Source organism: Streptococcus huangxiaojuni, assembly GCF_040930515.1.
In the GTDB taxonomy this organism is placed as follows: Bacteria; Bacillota; Bacilli; order Lactobacillales; family Streptococcaceae; genus Streptococcus; species Streptococcus huangxiaojuni.
This window is the reverse complement of sequence record NZ_JBFQEG010000001.1, coordinates 83,075-97,859: the sequence shown is the minus strand read 5'-3', so window position 1 is coordinate 97,859 and position 14,785 is coordinate 83,075. Positions and strand designations below refer to the sequence as shown.

Below are 14,785 nucleotides of genomic sequence, written 5' to 3'. Positions count from 1 at the left end.
GATATTTCACGAAACTTATTGGCTTTGCCTCTGGTAAGAAGCTGGTGAGTGCTGAAATTTTCAAGCAGATACTGCTTTTTCTGCCTTATTTTTTTCAATCAGTCCCATGATAATGCCAGCTGTAATTGATCCTATTGCAATGGCAAGAACCCAAAGGAAAGCGTGAGTCACTACAGGAAGAACCAAGAAACCGCCATGAGGAGCCGGAACTTGAACATCCCACATATAAGTGAGTACAGCGGCAATTGACGAACCCAGCATAAAGGTCGGCAAAATACGCAGGGGATCCTTAGCAGCAAAAGGAATAGCCCCTTCTGTAATGTGGGTTGATCCTAAAATCAGATTAGCGATACCGGCATTCCGATCTTCTTCGCTGTAGTATTTTCTAAATACGGTTGTTGCTACAAAAGTAATCAGCGGCGGAGCAATGCAGGCTGCAGAAACACCAGCCATAAATGTTGTATTGCCCTGAGCCAGTAAAGCTGTCCCAGTGACGTATGCTGCCTTATTAACCGGACCGCCCATATCAAAGGCTGACATACAGCCGATAATAACCCCTAAAATCAGCGGATTGGCATTCTCAAATGCTGCCAGCCAAGCCATTAAGCTTTCATTTACCCAAGCCATCGGTGCATTGATCAGCGACATTACCAAGCCTGTAAAAAGAACTCCAAATACCGGATAAAGAAAGATAGCCTTTAAACCGTCCAAGGACTTGGGCAGAAAAGCCAATATTTTCTCTAAGGCTAATACTATATAACCCGCTGTAAAACCTGCTATAATACCGCCTAAGAATCCTGAACCACCGTTAACAGCCATCAAACCGCCAACCATACCGGCAACAAAGCCCGAGCGTTTAGCAATAGATTCAGCAATAAAAGCAGCCAGAACAGGAGTCATCATTCCCATAGCTACAGCACCTATGTCCGTATTCAGCAAGGCAGCGAACCAATTATACTGGCTGTTTTGAGGATCATAGGAATAAATACCAAATAGAAAAGAAACAGCAACTAATACCCCTCCTGCAACGACGAAAGGTAGCATGCGAGAAACTCCGTTCATTAAATGCTTATATATCTGATGACCAATGCTCTCTTTCCCTCTGCCGGCAGTTTGCTGAACTGTTTCTGATTTTACAGCACTTCCTCCCTGGATAACACCTTTGCCTGACAAGGCATCTGCTATCAATTGATCTGCCTTTCTGATACCATCAGCTACAGGCACAGAAATCACACGTTTACCAGCAAAACGTTCAGCCTGAACATCCTTATCTGCTGCAATAATAACAGCATCAGCGCCAGCAATTTCTGCCGATGTCAGTGCATTTTCAACACCAACCTGCCCATGTGTTTCGACTTTTATACTTATCCCTCGCTTTTTGGCCGCTTTTTCCAGAGCTTCCTGAGCCATAAAAGTATGTGCGATGCCTGTCGGACAGCCGGTCGCGGCAATAAGTTGATATGTTGACATGGTTACACCTCCATTTTTTGAACCTGAATATGTTTTTTTAGTTCTTCAACATCGCTAAAATCTGTGAGTCCGCTTCTAAAAGCGGTTGACGAGCCGGCGGCAACACTCCTTGCTAAGTTATCTTTTGTGTCCTGCCCGCTAACCAATCCTGTTAAAAAGCTTCCCAGCAAAGTATCCCCAGCACCGGCCGTATTAACTACCGCCCCTTTGGGAGCGCTGCAGAACCAGGCAGATAAGTTTTCCGCAATATATATAGCTCCTTTTGCTCCCAGAGACAGCAAGACATTTTTTGCCCCCAAATGAATCAAACGTCTGCCGTACAGTAAGCTGTGTTCTCTTGTCAAGCCTGTTAAACCAAACCATTCGGCAAGTTCTTCATCGTTAGGTTTTAAGAGATAGGGATGATAAGGAAGTGTATCTAGAACAGCGGGATGGCTGACATCAAAGACAGCTTTTATCCCCCTTTCCTTGCTGATTTTCGCCAGCTCAGTCAATATCTCCGGATCTACCCCTTTTGGTAGACTTCCTGAGACAACTATATAATCATTTTCAGACATCTCCCAAATCTGCCTAAGCAGCTCATCCTGAGCTTCTCGGCTGACTGTTGGTCCTTGATTAACCAATTTAAATTCCTGATTGCTGGTATTAACTTTAGTAAACACGTTAATCCGAGTGAGACCAGCTACTTCCACAAAGTTGTTGCCCACTCCCTGTTCAGTCAGATAATCTCTGATGTAGCGGCCTGTAAAACCACCTGTAAAGCCCAGTGCAGTACTGCTTAACCCCATTTTTTTCATCACCAGTGAAACATTGACTCCTTTTCCATTGGCCTGAATTTCATTAGCTATAGTGCGGTTGACCTTTGCTGCATCCATTCTTTCTGTTTCTATAAATAAATCTATCGCCGGATTCATCGTACAAGTATAAATTACCATCTCTCCTCCACCAAAATACAAAATCCGTTTAAGTTCAAAGCAAAAATGACGGTAAGTCCGAAATCTCTGATTTCGCAGACGCACCTCTGCCAAAACGACTAGAAGGGTGCGGTCGGCCGCTAGGACGACAAAGCTTTCAGACGTTTACGGCTAGCTAACTAGGTAACGATACAGACTTCCGGCTCCCTCACCCCCCCTTTTTCTAGGTTCGGGCTGAAATCATCCACTGGATGATTTCACTGCACAGAGCTTAGCCCGTGTTCAATTCGAACAAGATACAAAGGCCGTTAAAAACGCAAAAGGAAAATAGGGGACTGACTGACGAATCGCCAGATTCTAAGTCAAGATATCTTTTCCCCGCAGCGTTTAGCCCGTGTTCAATTCAACAAGATACAAAGGCCGTTAAAAACGCAAAAGGAAAATAGGGGACTGACTGACGAATCGCCAGATTCTAAGTCAGGACATCTTTTTCCCGCAGCGTTTAGCCCGTGTTCAATTCAACAAGATACAAAGGCCGTTAAAAACGCAAAAGGAAAATAGGGGACTGACTGACGAATCGCCAGATTCTAAGTCAGGACATCTTTTTCCCGCAGCGTTTAGGCCGTGTTCAATTCAACAAGATACAAAGGCCGCAAAAAATTTACAGCGAAAACTATGACTGTATAAAAGGGTTTAGATTTACAGGCCTGCCTGATTTTTTGCCGAGGGTCCTGACTATATAATGGAGACCCAGTGCTGACTTGCATTTCACTGTTTTATCTAGTATATTTATCTTAGCACTTTAATTTTGAATGCGTTTTCGGTTTTTGCGGTGATATTGAACAGATTTTCAGGAAGATAAAATGATCCGGCACCATTTAACAGATACAGAAACATATATTTGGAACTATATAAATAATCATTTCGATTATGTTACCCATCTGACTATCTCTGAGTTAAGCGAGATTCTGAGTGTCTCCAATGCTTCTGTCACCAGAACATTGAAGAAAAAAGGTTATGCTGGCTTTTCGGCTTTCAAACACGAAATCCAGAATAAAAACAGGGACAGCCTGCATATTATAGATAATCAGCATATGACAGCTGATACTAAACAGTCCATTATCAAAAATTACCAAGAAGTCATTCGCACCTTAAATATGATTGATGCTGATGTTCTGGAACAAGCAATTGCTGCTATCAAAAAAGCTCAGCGCATCATGATTTTTGCCCGTGGCTTTTCAGAAATGACCGGCTCAGAAATGCTGATTAAATTTCAATTAAGCCAAAAATACTGTGAACTGCACACAGACCCAAATATTATCCGTCCAGTCAGTAAACGGCTAAAGCCAGAAGATTTAGTTATTTTTATTTCCCTCAATGGCGAAACAGCGGCACTGGTTGATGCTGCTAAAAACTGCCGGCAGAATCAAATTAAATCTATTTTAATCAGCGCCAATCCATCGGGTTCCTTAGCTAAATTTACAGACTATCAGCTCTTTGGTTTTAAATCCGAACTCTCGTATTTCCCTGATTTTGAAGTTCACTCACGTCTTCCCTTAGCTATCCTTTCCCGAATTGTTTTAGATGCTTATGCCGCCAGCCTTAAAAACAACAGACAGGAAAACGGCTTTCTGTACTAAATCTGACTGAAAATCAGCCATCATAAAGCCTATCAGTCTTAATAAAAAAGGCCCTTCTTATTAATAAAGAAGGGACCCAAACTCAGACTCCGGATTTACTGACTTAAAAGACAGCTGTCAGTCTAAAGCAAGAAATTCAGCAAGTTCAAAAGAGTGAACGCTTTAAAGTATAACGATTCATACTTTGCAGAAGTAACTGCCCTGTCTTTGGTTTTTAACCCTCCCTTATCTGCTGATTTTTAATCAAAGATAAAAGATAAAGGAGGGCTTTTTATGCTTATATTATCATTCCCAAAAATAAGGGTAGAAAAGACTATCTGTTAGCATCCTCGCTGGATACTTCTGCCTGACTGTCATCATCTTTTATGTCTGTAACAAAAGGAGCCTGATCGTCTTTCTTATTCTTGCTCCCTGCTTTTTCGTAAATATCATTGACAGCCTTGGCGGCAGAAGCTGCCAAACCGGCAAGGGCTGCCTGAACAGCATTTGAATCATTTGCTTTTTCCGATTTAGAATGATGACTCGGCAGCATATCCTTGACTGCTTTTTTACTTTTTTCAGACAGAGCCTGCCGCTTCTCCTTCGTGGTTATACTGTAAACAATCCCTGTTAACATTGCTGCAGTCAGTACCCCCTGAAAAAAAGTCATCCCTTTTTTGCTTGAATTTTTTGACATACCGTCTCCTTTTATTTTTCACTAGATTTATGTTCTCTTATCAGCCCGCGGATTACCTGAATTGCGGGTAAGACTATTGTTACTATTTGAAACAGTCTTAGCCATTTTCCTTTTTTAGCTGTTCTTTTTTTCATATCAACCTTTTTGTTTCTTTACTTACAGTAAACAAGAAAGGGCTTTGTCTGCCCAGCAATATGTCACTGCAGGCTGGACGATTCATTTGTTTCAGCAGGTTCTGAAAGCGTCTGTTTTGTCTTAGCAGCCTGCTCTTCAACAAACTTACCTGTTGTTTTTCCGGCTTCTGTCACACGGTCCTGAACAGTGACCGAATCGGCTTCAAACTCGTCTAATGTTCGAGTATCAACCACTTCGACATTGACTTCAATAACATCTAAATGTGTCATTTTAGCAACTTCCTGCTGGACAACCTTTTTAATTTGTTTAACGATGTCTGGGATATCCTTGCCGTATTCAACAACAATACGCAGATTGGCTGCAACCCGCTTGGTCCCCACTTCCACATCAACACCCTCTGTCTCGTCGTCACTGTTGACAACTTTATTCTTTAAGTCGGAGAAAAAGCCGCCGCTGAAAGCCAAGAGGCCTGAAACGCTTTTTAAAGACTTCCCGATAATTTTTTCAATAACCCTATCGCTGTAGATAATATTGCCTTTTAAGTGCGTCTTTTTATAAGTTTGTCGGCTGCTTTGGTCAGTTAACATTGTGTCTGCCATTACCTCACCTCTTTTTCTTTTTTTGTTGTCGGTTTTTCATCTGCTGCATCGCTGAGCACTTCTTTAACCTCTATCGCCTTTTCTTTGGTTTTACCGGAAAGCTTCTCAGCCTTTCCTTTAATCTCTTTTTCTTTATTGCCGGTTATTTTCCCAGCTGTTTCTTTCAGAGACCCTTTAACCTGTTCTTCTTTTGCCTTATATTTTGCTTTTTCCATCGTTTTATTTCCTTGTTTTCTATATCACCCGCGGCCCATCAGATACCGGTTCAGTGTCCTTGGCCAGTTTATTATACTGTTTGGCAGCGAATTCTCCAGTTGTTTGCGCAGCTTCTGTCAAACGGTCCTGCAGGCTCACTTTATCTGTCTCATGCTGCTGATAAGTCTTGATATCTGCCACACTGACATTAACTTCCACTACCTCTAAACCTGTCATTCGTTTAATTTCTTCTGCAATAACAGTCTTGATTGTTTGAAAGACTGTCGGAACATGCTTCTGATATTGAACAACAACAGCTAAGTCAACAGCCACCTGCTTTTGACCGATTTCCACATGAATACCGTCTGTTACTGTATCGGTATTAATAAGCTTATCTTTAACATTTGCTAAGAATCCGCCATCTGCTGCAAGCAGCCCGTCAACTGTTTCTAAAGCTAAGCCGACTATTTTTTCGATAACTTTATCGGCATAAGTCAGCTCACCTTTAATTGTTTTATCTGTCATTTCAGATTTTATTTCAGTCATCATTTCACTCTCCTATTTCAGGTTGTCCAATAGACCTGTTTTTTTCAGGTAAGCAGAAGCATAGATTCCTGCTGTTACAAAAATTAGGATAACCAATGTCTTCAGCAGGCCGTAGCTGACCAGCAGCAGAGCAAGAATCAAACCCATTAAACCGCCGATGATGGGATAGCGGTATTGTTTAAAAAATTGTATAAAATTCATATATCCTCCTATTCAACACGGCGAGACAAGGTTTGCTCCCGGCTTTCAATATGGTTGATATCAATGCGGTAATCAACCTTATTGTTAATTCCAAAGAAAGCATCCAATCCTGTGCGGATCGCTTCCTTTAGCCCAAGCACTTTTTCTGTGATGTTGATTCGCGGAATAACTTTTCCAGAGACCCTGATTTTAAACTTGTTTTTATACAGCTTAGCTGATACATTAGGTGCTTTCATCACGCCTTCTTCTTCAACAACAGTCCGTACATAACTTTCCAAAGCTGATTTTTTCAGCTTGAGCTTCCCGGACTGATTATCTTCCAGCTCAATTTCTGTATAGGTTCTCGGATAAAAGGCAACAACCATTATAATCATCAGGACAAGCGCCATAAAGCCAAGTGCCAGCCAAAACAAATAAGGTGATAAGGCCTCTTTCCAGAAAGGATTTGTCCGTAAGAAATGAACGATTCCTCTGAATTCATCAGGCAGCAAAGCTAAACTGACATAATGGACAGCTACTGCTCCCAGTAATGTCAGAAGAATGATACCAGTCAAAATAATAAACAGTTTTGCCAGTTTATTCATATTTTGTCTCCCTACCTAGCACGATTTAAGAAAAATGCAGCCACAGTGACGACAATAACCGCACCTAGGATAGAAGGAACCAATGCCATCCCTGCCAAACTCGGCCCCCAAGTTCCAAATAAGGCCTGCCCGACTGCAGAACCGATCAGTCCGGCCGCAATATTAGCAATCCAGCCCATTGATCCGCCTTCTTTAGTAAGAGCTCCTGCTGCAACGCCGATTAAAGCACCTATAATAATTGACCATAACATAATCATTTCCTCCTTATGTTCTTTCAAGATCCAAAGAGACAATTCATATTTAAATGAACACAGTCTCTTGCTTTTTGTGACAACTTTATTTAAAAAGCATATTGTCATTTTAATATAGTCTCACACTCTTGTCAATTAATTGAACTCAGAAGCAACATTTTTTTAATCAGACGTTGTCTAACTTGCCTTGATATGCTATATTATTAACTGTAAAATAGCTGATTACTGCTGTCTTTACCTGCTTTTTATTCCCGGCCCTAGATATCTCCTATAGAATATTCTTCTAAAACGGCCGGACAGCTATCTAAAAATTTTCTACTTGATAGAGAGTGGGTATTTTCGCTGTTTAGGGAGTTAAAATTCCCTCACCGAAACAGGCACTTCTTCCAGCACAGCTGGCTGCTTTTCTAAACCGACAGAAGATTAAGCAGCCGTCCACCTCTTGCTTGCTTATGCCGTTTCATCTGCAATAGACTGCATTTAAATCTACGTCATTATCTTTAATCCATCCAAGCAATCTGACTATTCTGAAAGCTGCTGCTTTTATTTGGTTTTGATTGTTTTTTCAGTACAGGAGGGAATTATGCCTAATCGTAAAATTGTAAAAACGGCAAAATTTCAAAAAATTGCCGTTGAAGTCGCTAAAAAAATTGCCATCGGAGATTATCCTGTCGGCGAAAAAATTAAATCACGCTCAACTCTGGCTGCAACCTTTGGCGTTTCTCCTGAGACAACCAGACGGGCCCTCAATATTTTAGCTGATTTGCACATTGTTGCTTTAAAACATGGAAGCGGCGCCGTTGTGCTGTCCAAAGAAAAAGCGATAGAATTTGTTGAAGACTTTGATAATACAAATGATATTGAGACTCAGAAAGAACGTATTCTCAAAAAAATTGATGAACAAGAAAAAAGCCTTTTAGAACTCAAAGGCTTGGTAGCCGTCTACTTGGAGCAAACCAAACTGGTCAATAAAAAATATCCGCTCGATCCTTACGGCTTAAGATTGAGCGCCGATTCAGAGCTCATTGGGCTGCAGATTCAGGAAGCACAGATTTGGCACAAGACCGGTGCAGTCCTTGTTGCTATAGAGAGAAATAATGAACTCCTCTTAGCACCGAGCCCTTACCAGAGGCTGCAGGAAGGGGATGTCATTTATTTCATCGGCGAAGAGGCAAGCTACACTCGGATGGCTGAGGTTTTTCACTTAAAAAAACAGTCCTAAGCCTTTCAAAGCAGGGCTGCCACTACAGCTGACAAAAACAGCTCCTGACAATACCCTAAAAATTCTCAAAGCATTTCTTGCAGCTGGTGAAGAAAAAACTTTGAAACACTTATCAGCATAGTCATCACAGATGCGCTCTTTTAGCATAACTGCAGCAGGCACTGCCTTTGTAACTTATAAAACAAAAAAACAGCTAGATTTCTCTAGCTGCTTTTTTTCTGTTTATTGGTTTTGTAAGGTCTCTGTCCGGTCGGTATTCGTCCTCCCTTAACCAGATAAGTGCACATTTTACCGTGTAAAAGTTCCTGTATATCACAAACCTGCTTCCTTAAGTGCATCAGCCAAATCGGCAAATTCTGGAATAGAGAGGGTTTCACCGCGGACAGAAGGTGAAATACCGGCTCTTTCTAAACTGTCCTTCAGTTGGGTCTTAGTTTCTTCTGATTTGCCAAAATAACTGATAAGGTTGTTCCAGAGGGTTTTGCGGCGATGGGCAAAGGCAACCTTAGTTAGGCGAAAAAAGAAATCCTTATCCTTCACCTCAACTAACGGCTCCTGTCGGCGTGTCATTTTAAGAATGGCAGAGTCCACATTGGGCGCAGGAACAAAGACTGTCTTTGGCACAACAAAAGCAAGTTTTGCCGTCATATAATACTGAACAGCAATGGATAAGGAACCGTAAGCTTTGGTGCGGGGCTCGGCAGAAATACGGTCGGCCACTTCTTTTTGCATCATGACCACAAACTCGGCAAAAGGAATTCTGCTCTCAATCAGGTGCATGAGGATAGGAGTCGTGATGTAATAAGGCAGATTAGCCACCACCTTGATGGGCAGACTAGGATCAGAAAAAGCCTTGATGCGCGCCTGTAAATCGGACTTGAGAATATCCTCGTTGATGACCTGGACATTATCAAAAGCTTTCAAAGTATCTGCCAAAATCGGTATCAAACGGTCATCGATTTCAAAAGCCATGACCTCGGCTGCCTGTTCGGCTAAAAACTCGGTCAGAGCTCCAATGCCGGGACCGATTTCAATCACATTGACATTCTGATCAATCTCTGCCGTATCGACAATTTTTTGCAAAATATTGCTGTCGGTCAAAAAGTTCTGACCAAAGGATTTTTTAAAGGTAAACCCATGACGCTCTAAAACCGCACGGGTTACACTGTAATCTGCTATTCTCATAAGAATTTTTCTCCCTTTTTAACGCCGGGCCAGTTCTCCCAGCAGCCGATTTAGCCTTTCCTGTTCAGTTTTATTATAAGCAGAGCGGTTGGCTTTGACCTCTTTACAGTGTTCATCGTATAAAAAGCCGTCAAAACCAGCCTCACTGGCTAAGGTTGTATAAACTTCTGCCATCTTTTCTGCTGATATTGAAAATCTTGATTTCAGCCGGTAAACTGCCTTCATGACAGGTGTGAGATTAGGATAGCGTGAAATATCAAGCCCTACATTGGTCACACGGACAGCCTGAACACTGACTTTCGGATACTTCTCTCTTTGATAGAGAGACAGCATCAGGAGAGCCAGCTTATTTTGATAATAGGTTTTTGATGGAGAGTAGGATTTTTCTCCGTTCAGATTATCAAAGTTCAGACTTATTCTAGGGTACATTATCAAACCCTTGGAAGAGATGTTTAATATCCGTCCGTCAGAGGACTCCTCTAAAGCAGGCAGCAAGAGCTCTGACAATAAATAGGGGGCAAGGACATTGGTCGCAAACTGTTTTTCCAGACCGTCTCTGGTCAGAACCGGTTTTTTGACAGAGAGGTCAAAATCAGCAGCATTATTAATCAGCACATCTAGCGAACGATTTTGTTCCAGATAGGCCGCTGCTGCTTGGCGAACGCTCCTTATATCCGCTAAATCGGTAAGCTTGTAATCAACCTGTCTGTTGCCCGTTTCTTCCGTGATTTTCCGGCAAGCCTCTTGGGCACGCCGATCATTGCGGCAAAAGAGGGTAACCTGCCAGCCTTTTTGAGCCAGCTGTTTGGCTGCTTGAAAGCCGATACCGCTGTTGCCTCCTGTAATAATCGCCCTTTTCATTTTTCCTCCTAAATACTTCCCCCTGCCTTACCCCATGATAAAACACAGCTATGCTGCCGGTTAGAGATAGCGTCTCACCTTTTTACAGTAAGCTCGATATGCTTCGCCAAACGCTGCCAAACATTCTCTTTCTTCGGCCAGAATAATCCAGTGGGCCGACACTTGAAAGACCAAAACACAGGCCAGAAACAAAACAGACTTTGTTAAACCGGCCATTCCCAGAAAGCAGACAAAATAGGCTAAATACATGGGATGACGGGATAAGGAATAAAGCCCTCTTGTACAGAAGGTTGTGCTGCTTGCCCCAGCAAAATCGGACACAGCTATAGCGCAAAGGATTAAACCTAAACCATAAAAAATACTGCCAGCAAAAGTGAGCCAGGAAAAATCCAGCTTAATTTTCACGAAAAAGGTAGTCCCTAAAATGGCCAGATTAGCTGATTGGTAAATATAGTAGGCTGCTTTTGCACCATTTGCCATCGGGGCAAAATGCGCAGCATGTGCCAAAGCAGATTTGCTTAAAAATGACAGCAAGCCAAATCTGATGAGCAAAAAAGGGAGCAAAAGAACAAGCGCTGGCATAAGTCCCTCCTGTTGGTTTGTAGAGCGGTCATTATCTGCAAGAGAACTGACTAAGTTTTGCGGCTACGCTCAGTTTTCTCATTGTCGCTGTGATACCGAGCTGTTTTTCCAAATAATTAGTATTCAGGCGCTTCTTTTGGGCAGTTTTTGGCAGATACATGTAGAAGCATTCACTGCCTAGAGTCAGTTCTTCATCTCCAAAGTCTTTGACTGTCAGCTCTTGGCATTTGGCCGCAGACAAGACATCATTGGTAAAAACCAGATGGATCCTGCTGCTGTCATAGCCAGATCCAAAAGGATTTTCAAAAACAGCTTTCTCAAACTGCGCCGGCTCCTTAATGATGACGGCTAAGTCAGCGCCGATTTTTTCTTTAATTGTCTCATGAATAAGCCGGCTTGCTTCATTGTCAGACAGACTTGTTTCAAAGATGATATTTCCACTTTGAATATAGGTTTGTACAGACTGCAGTCCGGCAGCTGTCAGAATTTCTGTCAGATAAGCCATCTTGGGAATTCTGTTGGGACCGACTGGCGTAACACCGCGCAGCAAAGCAATTGGCATTTAATTTCTCCTTTCATTCCTGAGATAGTTTTCTAGGCCAGCTTGATAACTTTTCCAATAGGTCATTTCAAGTCCTGCTCCCAGACCATCTGCCAGCACTTCTTGATAGCCGTAAATCCACTCAGATAAGCCTTGTTTCATATGATTCCTGACCATTTCCTGTGTATTCTGATTCAAAAATAATTTTTGAAGGACTGTCGTCACACAAGTAATAGGTAATCTAATCATTTTAGTTATGCCAATTCTGCGGGTGGCAGGTTCTAAACGATAGCACACATCAATGCCTTCCCGCAAGGCTCTCACCATTCTTTGCAGAGCCTGTCTATCATGAGCTAAGGTTTGAAAATCCTTTTTCTCTAATAAAGCACCCGCAGTAATAGATTGTTGTAAATAATGCACTTTCAGCCAAGCAAAAATATTTTTATCATATGCTGTTTTCACTCCTGCCTGATGCAAATCATTGCGAAAGGTCTGAATAAGCTTTTTGTTAAAACCGCCTAACCGTACGGCTTCATCAAAAAGAATGACCTCCAGTCCTTCTTGGTCTCTGCCGCCGCCAATATTCGAAGGAAAAGCTGCCATTATTTTCTCTTTTGGCAAACAGCCCTTTAATTCATTTATTAAATTCCAATGATTTTGTATAAAAATGAATCCTTTGGTCAACCCTTGTTTAGCAGATAAGACAGGCAGAATTTCGTGAAGCTGATAACGATTGACAGTCACCAGAACACAATCATAAGTTTTTTTATATTCTAAGACAGTCTTTGGCTGAAAAGTTTTCTTTTCATAAACCCTTGTTTTCTGCCGCAAGTCTTTGACCGCCAGATTGATAGGCTGGGGTAAGGGCTTCCTGACTAGAACGTCAACATCATTATAGGGAAATAATAGCCAAGCAAGCGTTAAACCAATCGTCCCTGCCCCGTAAATTAAATATCTGCTCATTATCCCCCCCCTTTTTATTGTCTTGTCGGCCTTATAGGCATTACTGAAGTGCTTTTTCCCATAAAAGTAGGACTATATTTTTGCGATAAGAAGCTGTGTCTACTTAAAGAATAGCTTAAGCCGAGTCAATGGGGAATTTTTATTACAGCGTTTCTAATAATTTTTCCTTTAATTCTTTAAGCTCTAATGCTGTCGGTCTGACATGTTCTGCATACATCTTATCAAAAGGCAGCCACCATACTGGACCTCTTCCCTGCTGCCCGTAGCGGCCTAAATCGCCTTTTTTTCTCGGAAAAAGATGCCAATGCAAGTGATTTTCCCCATTGCCAAGGCTCTCAATATTCATTTTATCAGCTGAAAAGGCGCTACTGACGGCTCCAGACACAAGCGCCATTTCAGATAGATGCCGATCGCGAAACGGCTGCGATAAGTCATGCAAATCGGAAACATGACATTTACAAAGAAAAAGGGTATAACCTTTGAAATACTGATAATCACCACTGACTACATAGCCTGTTTCAAATTCTTTTACAAAATATTGATTTTTCCCCTTTTTTATCCAATCAATTCGTTCACAAATAAGACACATCTTTAATCCCTGTACTTCTCCATCGCTTTTTCGACATCTTCCAGGGTGATGCCGAACAGTTCTAGACGTTTAAGCAGCTGTTTGCCGTTAGTATAGCCGATGCGCAGCTGCTGTCCAAGAAATTCCCGCCGCCTGCGGCTGTCGGTCCTCGTAAGCAGACCCAGTCTTATAAGATCGGCTTTGCTGATATCAAAGTGATTTTCATCATCGAAACAGCCGACCACACCAGCGAGGGCCTTTTGCAAAGCATCAAAACCGGCATGCTCTACACCGAGAGAGTGGCCTTTGCTTTTGGACTTGGGCTTAGCTTCATCGGGATTGAGAAAAGCATGTTTAGCAGTCGGGATAGCCTGCATGATACGCTTACGGATACGTTCCCCGCTGTAGTCAGGATCCGTAAAGACAATAATACCGCGCAGGTCATTGAGACGCTCCAGCCGCTCCAAATCCGCATCCGTAAGGGCTGAGCCCCTTGTTTCATAGGTATCAACATCATAAAAACGGCGCAAATTAACCGTATCATCTTTGCCTTCTACAACAAGGACTTCCTGAATCGTTATTTTACTGTTCAAGGCCAAACACCCTCACTGCATTTTGATAGGTCGCTTCTGCCGCTTCTTCTCCTGTCAAACCGCGAAGTTCTGCAATTTTATCTGCTACATATCGGGTATAAGCGGTCCGGTTTTCCTTACCGCGCTTGGGTACAGGAGCGAGGTAGGGCGCATCGGTTTCAACCAAAATTTTATCTAAGGGCAGCTCTCTGGCTGCTTCCTGGACATCCAGCGCTTTTTTGAAAGTCACTACACCGGAAAAAGAAATCATCAGGCCCAAATCAACAAATTTTTCTGCCATGGCAAGCGAACCGGAATAAGAATGCATAATTCCGCCCTTGGGACCGACACCTGCTTCCCTGATAAGCTCATAAGTATCGTCAAGCGCATCACGCGTATGGACGACAAAAGGCAGACCGCAGTCCTTAGACAGCTGAATCTGGCGTCTAAAAACCCTTTTTTGGACTTCTTTAGGGTCTTTCATCCAATGATAATCAAGTCCAATTTCACCAAGAGCAAGCACTTTAGGGTGTTTAAGACTGGCTAAGAGGAAATCCTCAGCTTCCTGATTATAGGATCCAGCTTCTGTCGGATGCCAGCCGACCGTTGCATAAACTTCAGGGAAGCTATCAGCCAATTCAAGTGCCTTAGTGATTGTCGGCCGGTCAAAACCCACAACATTCACTCTTGTCACCCCAAGCTCACGCGCAAAAGCAATTTCATCCTGCTCCCTGCCCTCAAACTGCGAAACATTCAAATGTGTATGGGTATCAAAAATACGGTATGCTGTCATCTTTATCCTTCCTTATTTTCTTGCTGACACTATATTTCAAATCATACGCTGCGGCTTAAAGGTTTCTCAAAAGCTTTGCTGCAGCTCTTTTTCTGAAAGACTAAATTTCATTCCCATTTGAGAGTGGGATAAAAATCGGTAAATCGTTATAAAATGCCGATTTCGATTTTCTTGTCCCCTCCGCACAGCTGATTAAGGAGGTGGCTATCCCTTCAACCACTGCGTCAAACGTATCTGTTTAAAAAAGTGAAATGAGGCAGGACTTTCATCCCAGCCACCCTTCCCTG

The 14,785-nt window shown here is 42.4% G+C and carries 19 protein-coding genes; 2 read left to right on the top strand and 17 right to left on the bottom strand.

All coding sequences use genetic code 11. The features are described from left to right. Nucleotides 1-60 precede the first annotated feature (60 nt). Both AB3329_RS00505 and pfkB read right to left on the bottom strand, forming a co-directional pair. The gene (locus tag AB3329_RS00505) at nucleotides 61-1,470 is read right to left on the bottom strand and encodes a PTS fructose transporter subunit IIC (protein WP_368393777.1); all 1,410 of its coding nucleotides are present in this window, start codon (nucleotides 1,468-1,470) and stop codon (nucleotides 61-63) included. A gap of 2 nt (nucleotides 1,471-1,472) precedes the next feature. Then, nucleotides 1,473-2,405 (bottom strand): 1-phosphofructokinase, encoded by a 933-nt coding sequence (gene pfkB, locus AB3329_RS00500; protein WP_368393776.1) that lies wholly within the window; start codon nucleotides 2,403-2,405, stop codon nucleotides 1,473-1,475. Between the two features lie 842 nt (nucleotides 2,406-3,247). Here pfkB and AB3329_RS00495 point away from each other — a divergent pair. Further along, nucleotides 3,248-4,024 (top strand): MurR/RpiR family transcriptional regulator, encoded by a 777-nt coding sequence (locus AB3329_RS00495; RefSeq protein ID WP_368393775.1) that lies wholly within the window; start codon nucleotides 3,248-3,250, stop codon nucleotides 4,022-4,024. Nucleotides 4,025-4,337: 313 nt separating this feature from the next. Here AB3329_RS00495 and AB3329_RS00490 read toward each other — a convergent pair whose 3' ends face one another. The 7 genes from AB3329_RS00490 to AB3329_RS00460 form a co-directional block, all read right to left on the bottom strand. Beyond that, nucleotides 4,338-4,700 (bottom strand): hypothetical protein, encoded by a 363-nt coding sequence (locus AB3329_RS00490; protein WP_368393774.1) that lies wholly within the window; start codon nucleotides 4,698-4,700, stop codon nucleotides 4,338-4,340. A gap of 197 nt (nucleotides 4,701-4,897) precedes the next feature. Beyond that, nucleotides 4,898-5,434: an Asp23/Gls24 family envelope stress response protein gene (locus AB3329_RS00485; RefSeq protein WP_368393773.1), complete on the bottom strand. Its 537-nt coding sequence runs from the start codon at nucleotides 5,432-5,434 to the stop codon at nucleotides 4,898-4,900. Beyond that, nucleotides 5,434-5,649 (bottom strand): CsbD family protein, encoded by a 216-nt coding sequence (locus AB3329_RS00480; protein ID WP_368393772.1) that lies wholly within the window; start codon nucleotides 5,647-5,649, stop codon nucleotides 5,434-5,436. The genes AB3329_RS00485 and AB3329_RS00480 overlap by 1 nt, the downstream gene beginning before the upstream one ends. A 19-nt stretch (nucleotides 5,650-5,668) precedes the next feature. Beyond that, the gene (locus AB3329_RS00475) at nucleotides 5,669-6,178 is read right to left on the bottom strand and encodes an Asp23/Gls24 family envelope stress response protein (RefSeq protein WP_438272886.1); all 510 of its coding nucleotides are present in this window, start codon (nucleotides 6,176-6,178) and stop codon (nucleotides 5,669-5,671) included. Nucleotides 6,179-6,187: 9 nt separating this feature from the next. Beyond that, nucleotides 6,188-6,376, bottom strand: coding sequence for a DUF2273 domain-containing protein (locus tag AB3329_RS00470; RefSeq protein WP_438272853.1), 189 nt, complete (start codon nucleotides 6,374-6,376; stop codon nucleotides 6,188-6,190). Between the two features lie 8 nt (nucleotides 6,377-6,384). After that, entirely contained in the window at nucleotides 6,385-6,960 is a 576-nt protein-coding gene (gene amaP / locus AB3329_RS00465) for an alkaline shock response membrane anchor protein AmaP (protein WP_368393771.1), read from the bottom strand. Between the two features lie 11 nt (nucleotides 6,961-6,971). Beyond that, nucleotides 6,972-7,217, bottom strand: coding sequence for a GlsB/YeaQ/YmgE family stress response membrane protein (locus AB3329_RS00460; RefSeq protein ID WP_368393770.1), 246 nt, complete (start codon nucleotides 7,215-7,217; stop codon nucleotides 6,972-6,974). 577 nt (nucleotides 7,218-7,794) lie between these two features. Here AB3329_RS00460 and AB3329_RS00455 point away from each other — a divergent pair. Next, nucleotides 7,795-8,433, top strand: coding sequence for a GntR family transcriptional regulator (locus tag AB3329_RS00455; protein ID WP_368393769.1), 639 nt, complete (start codon nucleotides 7,795-7,797; stop codon nucleotides 8,431-8,433). Between the two features lie 312 nt (nucleotides 8,434-8,745). On the opposite strand, the gene rsmA is transcribed toward AB3329_RS00455, so the two are convergent. The 8 genes from rsmA to AB3329_RS00415 form a co-directional block, all read right to left on the bottom strand. After that, nucleotides 8,746-9,618: a 16S rRNA (adenine(1518)-N(6)/adenine(1519)-N(6))-dimethyltransferase RsmA gene (rsmA, locus tag AB3329_RS00450; protein WP_368393768.1), complete on the bottom strand. Its 873-nt coding sequence runs from the start codon at nucleotides 9,616-9,618 to the stop codon at nucleotides 8,746-8,748. A gap of 18 nt (nucleotides 9,619-9,636) precedes the next feature. Beyond that, nucleotides 9,637-10,479: an SDR family NAD(P)-dependent oxidoreductase gene (locus AB3329_RS00445; RefSeq protein ID WP_368393767.1), complete on the bottom strand. Its 843-nt coding sequence runs from the start codon at nucleotides 10,477-10,479 to the stop codon at nucleotides 9,637-9,639. 60 nt (nucleotides 10,480-10,539) lie between these two features. Beyond that, a complete protein-coding gene (locus tag AB3329_RS00440; protein WP_368393766.1) occupies nucleotides 10,540-11,061 on the bottom strand; it encodes a methyltransferase family protein in 522 nt (173 codons plus the stop codon). A 31-nt stretch (nucleotides 11,062-11,092) separates the two neighbouring features. Further along, nucleotides 11,093-11,623 (bottom strand): DUF1697 domain-containing protein, encoded by a 531-nt coding sequence (locus AB3329_RS00435; RefSeq protein WP_368393765.1) that lies wholly within the window; start codon nucleotides 11,621-11,623, stop codon nucleotides 11,093-11,095. Next, nucleotides 11,624-12,565 carry a ketopantoate reductase family protein gene (locus AB3329_RS00430; protein ID WP_368393764.1) on the bottom strand — a complete coding sequence of 314 codons (942 nt, stop codon included), beginning with the start codon at nucleotides 12,563-12,565 and terminating at the stop codon, nucleotides 11,624-11,626. Between the two features lie 142 nt (nucleotides 12,566-12,707). Further along, nucleotides 12,708-13,154, bottom strand: coding sequence for an HIT family protein (locus AB3329_RS00425; RefSeq protein ID WP_368393763.1), 447 nt, complete (start codon nucleotides 13,152-13,154; stop codon nucleotides 12,708-12,710). Between the two features lie 2 nt (nucleotides 13,155-13,156). Continuing rightward, complete coding sequence (gene rnmV, locus AB3329_RS00420) at nucleotides 13,157-13,726, bottom strand: ribonuclease M5 (RefSeq protein WP_368393762.1); 570 nt, start codon at nucleotides 13,724-13,726, stop codon at nucleotides 13,157-13,159. Further along, entirely contained in the window at nucleotides 13,716-14,498 is a 783-nt protein-coding gene (locus tag AB3329_RS00415; protein WP_368393761.1) for a TatD family hydrolase, read from the bottom strand. The genes rnmV and AB3329_RS00415 overlap by 11 nt, the downstream gene beginning before the upstream one ends. Nucleotides 14,499-14,785: the final 287 nt, after the last annotated feature.

Bases quoted from the DNA above. Each gene is read 5' to 3' on its own strand.
- AB3329_RS00505 (WP_368393777.1), bottom strand. From the start codon at position 1,470: ATGTCAACATATCAACTTATTGCCGCGACCGGCTGTCCGACAGGCATC.
- pfkB (WP_368393776.1), bottom strand. From the start codon at position 2,405: ATGGTAATTTATACTTGTACGATGAATCCGGCGATAGATTTATTTATA.
- AB3329_RS00495 (WP_368393775.1), top strand. From the start codon at position 3,248: ATGATCCGGCACCATTTAACAGATACAGAAACATATATTTGGAACTAT.
- AB3329_RS00490 (WP_368393774.1), bottom strand. From the start codon at position 4,700: ATGTCAAAAAATTCAAGCAAAAAAGGGATGACTTTTTTTCAGGGGGTA.
- AB3329_RS00485 (WP_368393773.1), bottom strand. From the start codon at position 5,434: ATGGCAGACACAATGTTAACTGACCAAAGCAGCCGACAAACTTATAAA.
- AB3329_RS00480 (WP_368393772.1), bottom strand. From the start codon at position 5,649: ATGGAAAAAGCAAAATATAAGGCAAAAGAAGAACAGGTTAAAGGGTCT.
- AB3329_RS00475 (WP_438272886.1), bottom strand. From the start codon at position 6,178: ATGATGACTGAAATAAAATCTGAAATGACAGATAAAACAATTAAAGGT.
- AB3329_RS00470 (WP_438272853.1), bottom strand. From the start codon at position 6,376: ATGAATTTTATACAATTTTTTAAACAATACCGCTATCCCATCATCGGC.
- amaP (WP_368393771.1), bottom strand. From the start codon at position 6,960: ATGAATAAACTGGCAAAACTGTTTATTATTTTGACTGGTATCATTCTT.
- AB3329_RS00460 (WP_368393770.1), bottom strand. From the start codon at position 7,217: ATGATTATGTTATGGTCAATTATTATAGGTGCTTTAATCGGCGTTGCA.
- AB3329_RS00455 (WP_368393769.1), top strand. From the start codon at position 7,795: ATGCCTAATCGTAAAATTGTAAAAACGGCAAAATTTCAAAAAATTGCC.
- rsmA (WP_368393768.1), bottom strand. From the start codon at position 9,618: ATGAGAATAGCAGATTACAGTGTAACCCGTGCGGTTTTAGAGCGTCAT.
- AB3329_RS00445 (WP_368393767.1), bottom strand. From the start codon at position 10,479: ATGAAAAGGGCGATTATTACAGGAGGCAACAGCGGTATCGGCTTTCAA.
- AB3329_RS00440 (WP_368393766.1), bottom strand. From the start codon at position 11,061: ATGCCAGCGCTTGTTCTTTTGCTCCCTTTTTTGCTCATCAGATTTGGC.
- AB3329_RS00435 (WP_368393765.1), bottom strand. From the start codon at position 11,623: ATGCCAATTGCTTTGCTGCGCGGTGTTACGCCAGTCGGTCCCAACAGA.
- AB3329_RS00430 (WP_368393764.1), bottom strand. From the start codon at position 12,565: ATGAGCAGATATTTAATTTACGGGGCAGGGACGATTGGTTTAACGCTT.
- AB3329_RS00425 (WP_368393763.1), bottom strand. From the start codon at position 13,154: ATGTGTCTTATTTGTGAACGAATTGATTGGATAAAAAAGGGGAAAAAT.
- AB3329_RS00415 (WP_368393761.1), bottom strand. From the start codon at position 14,498: ATGACAGCATACCGTATTTTTGATACCCATACACATTTGAATGTTTCG.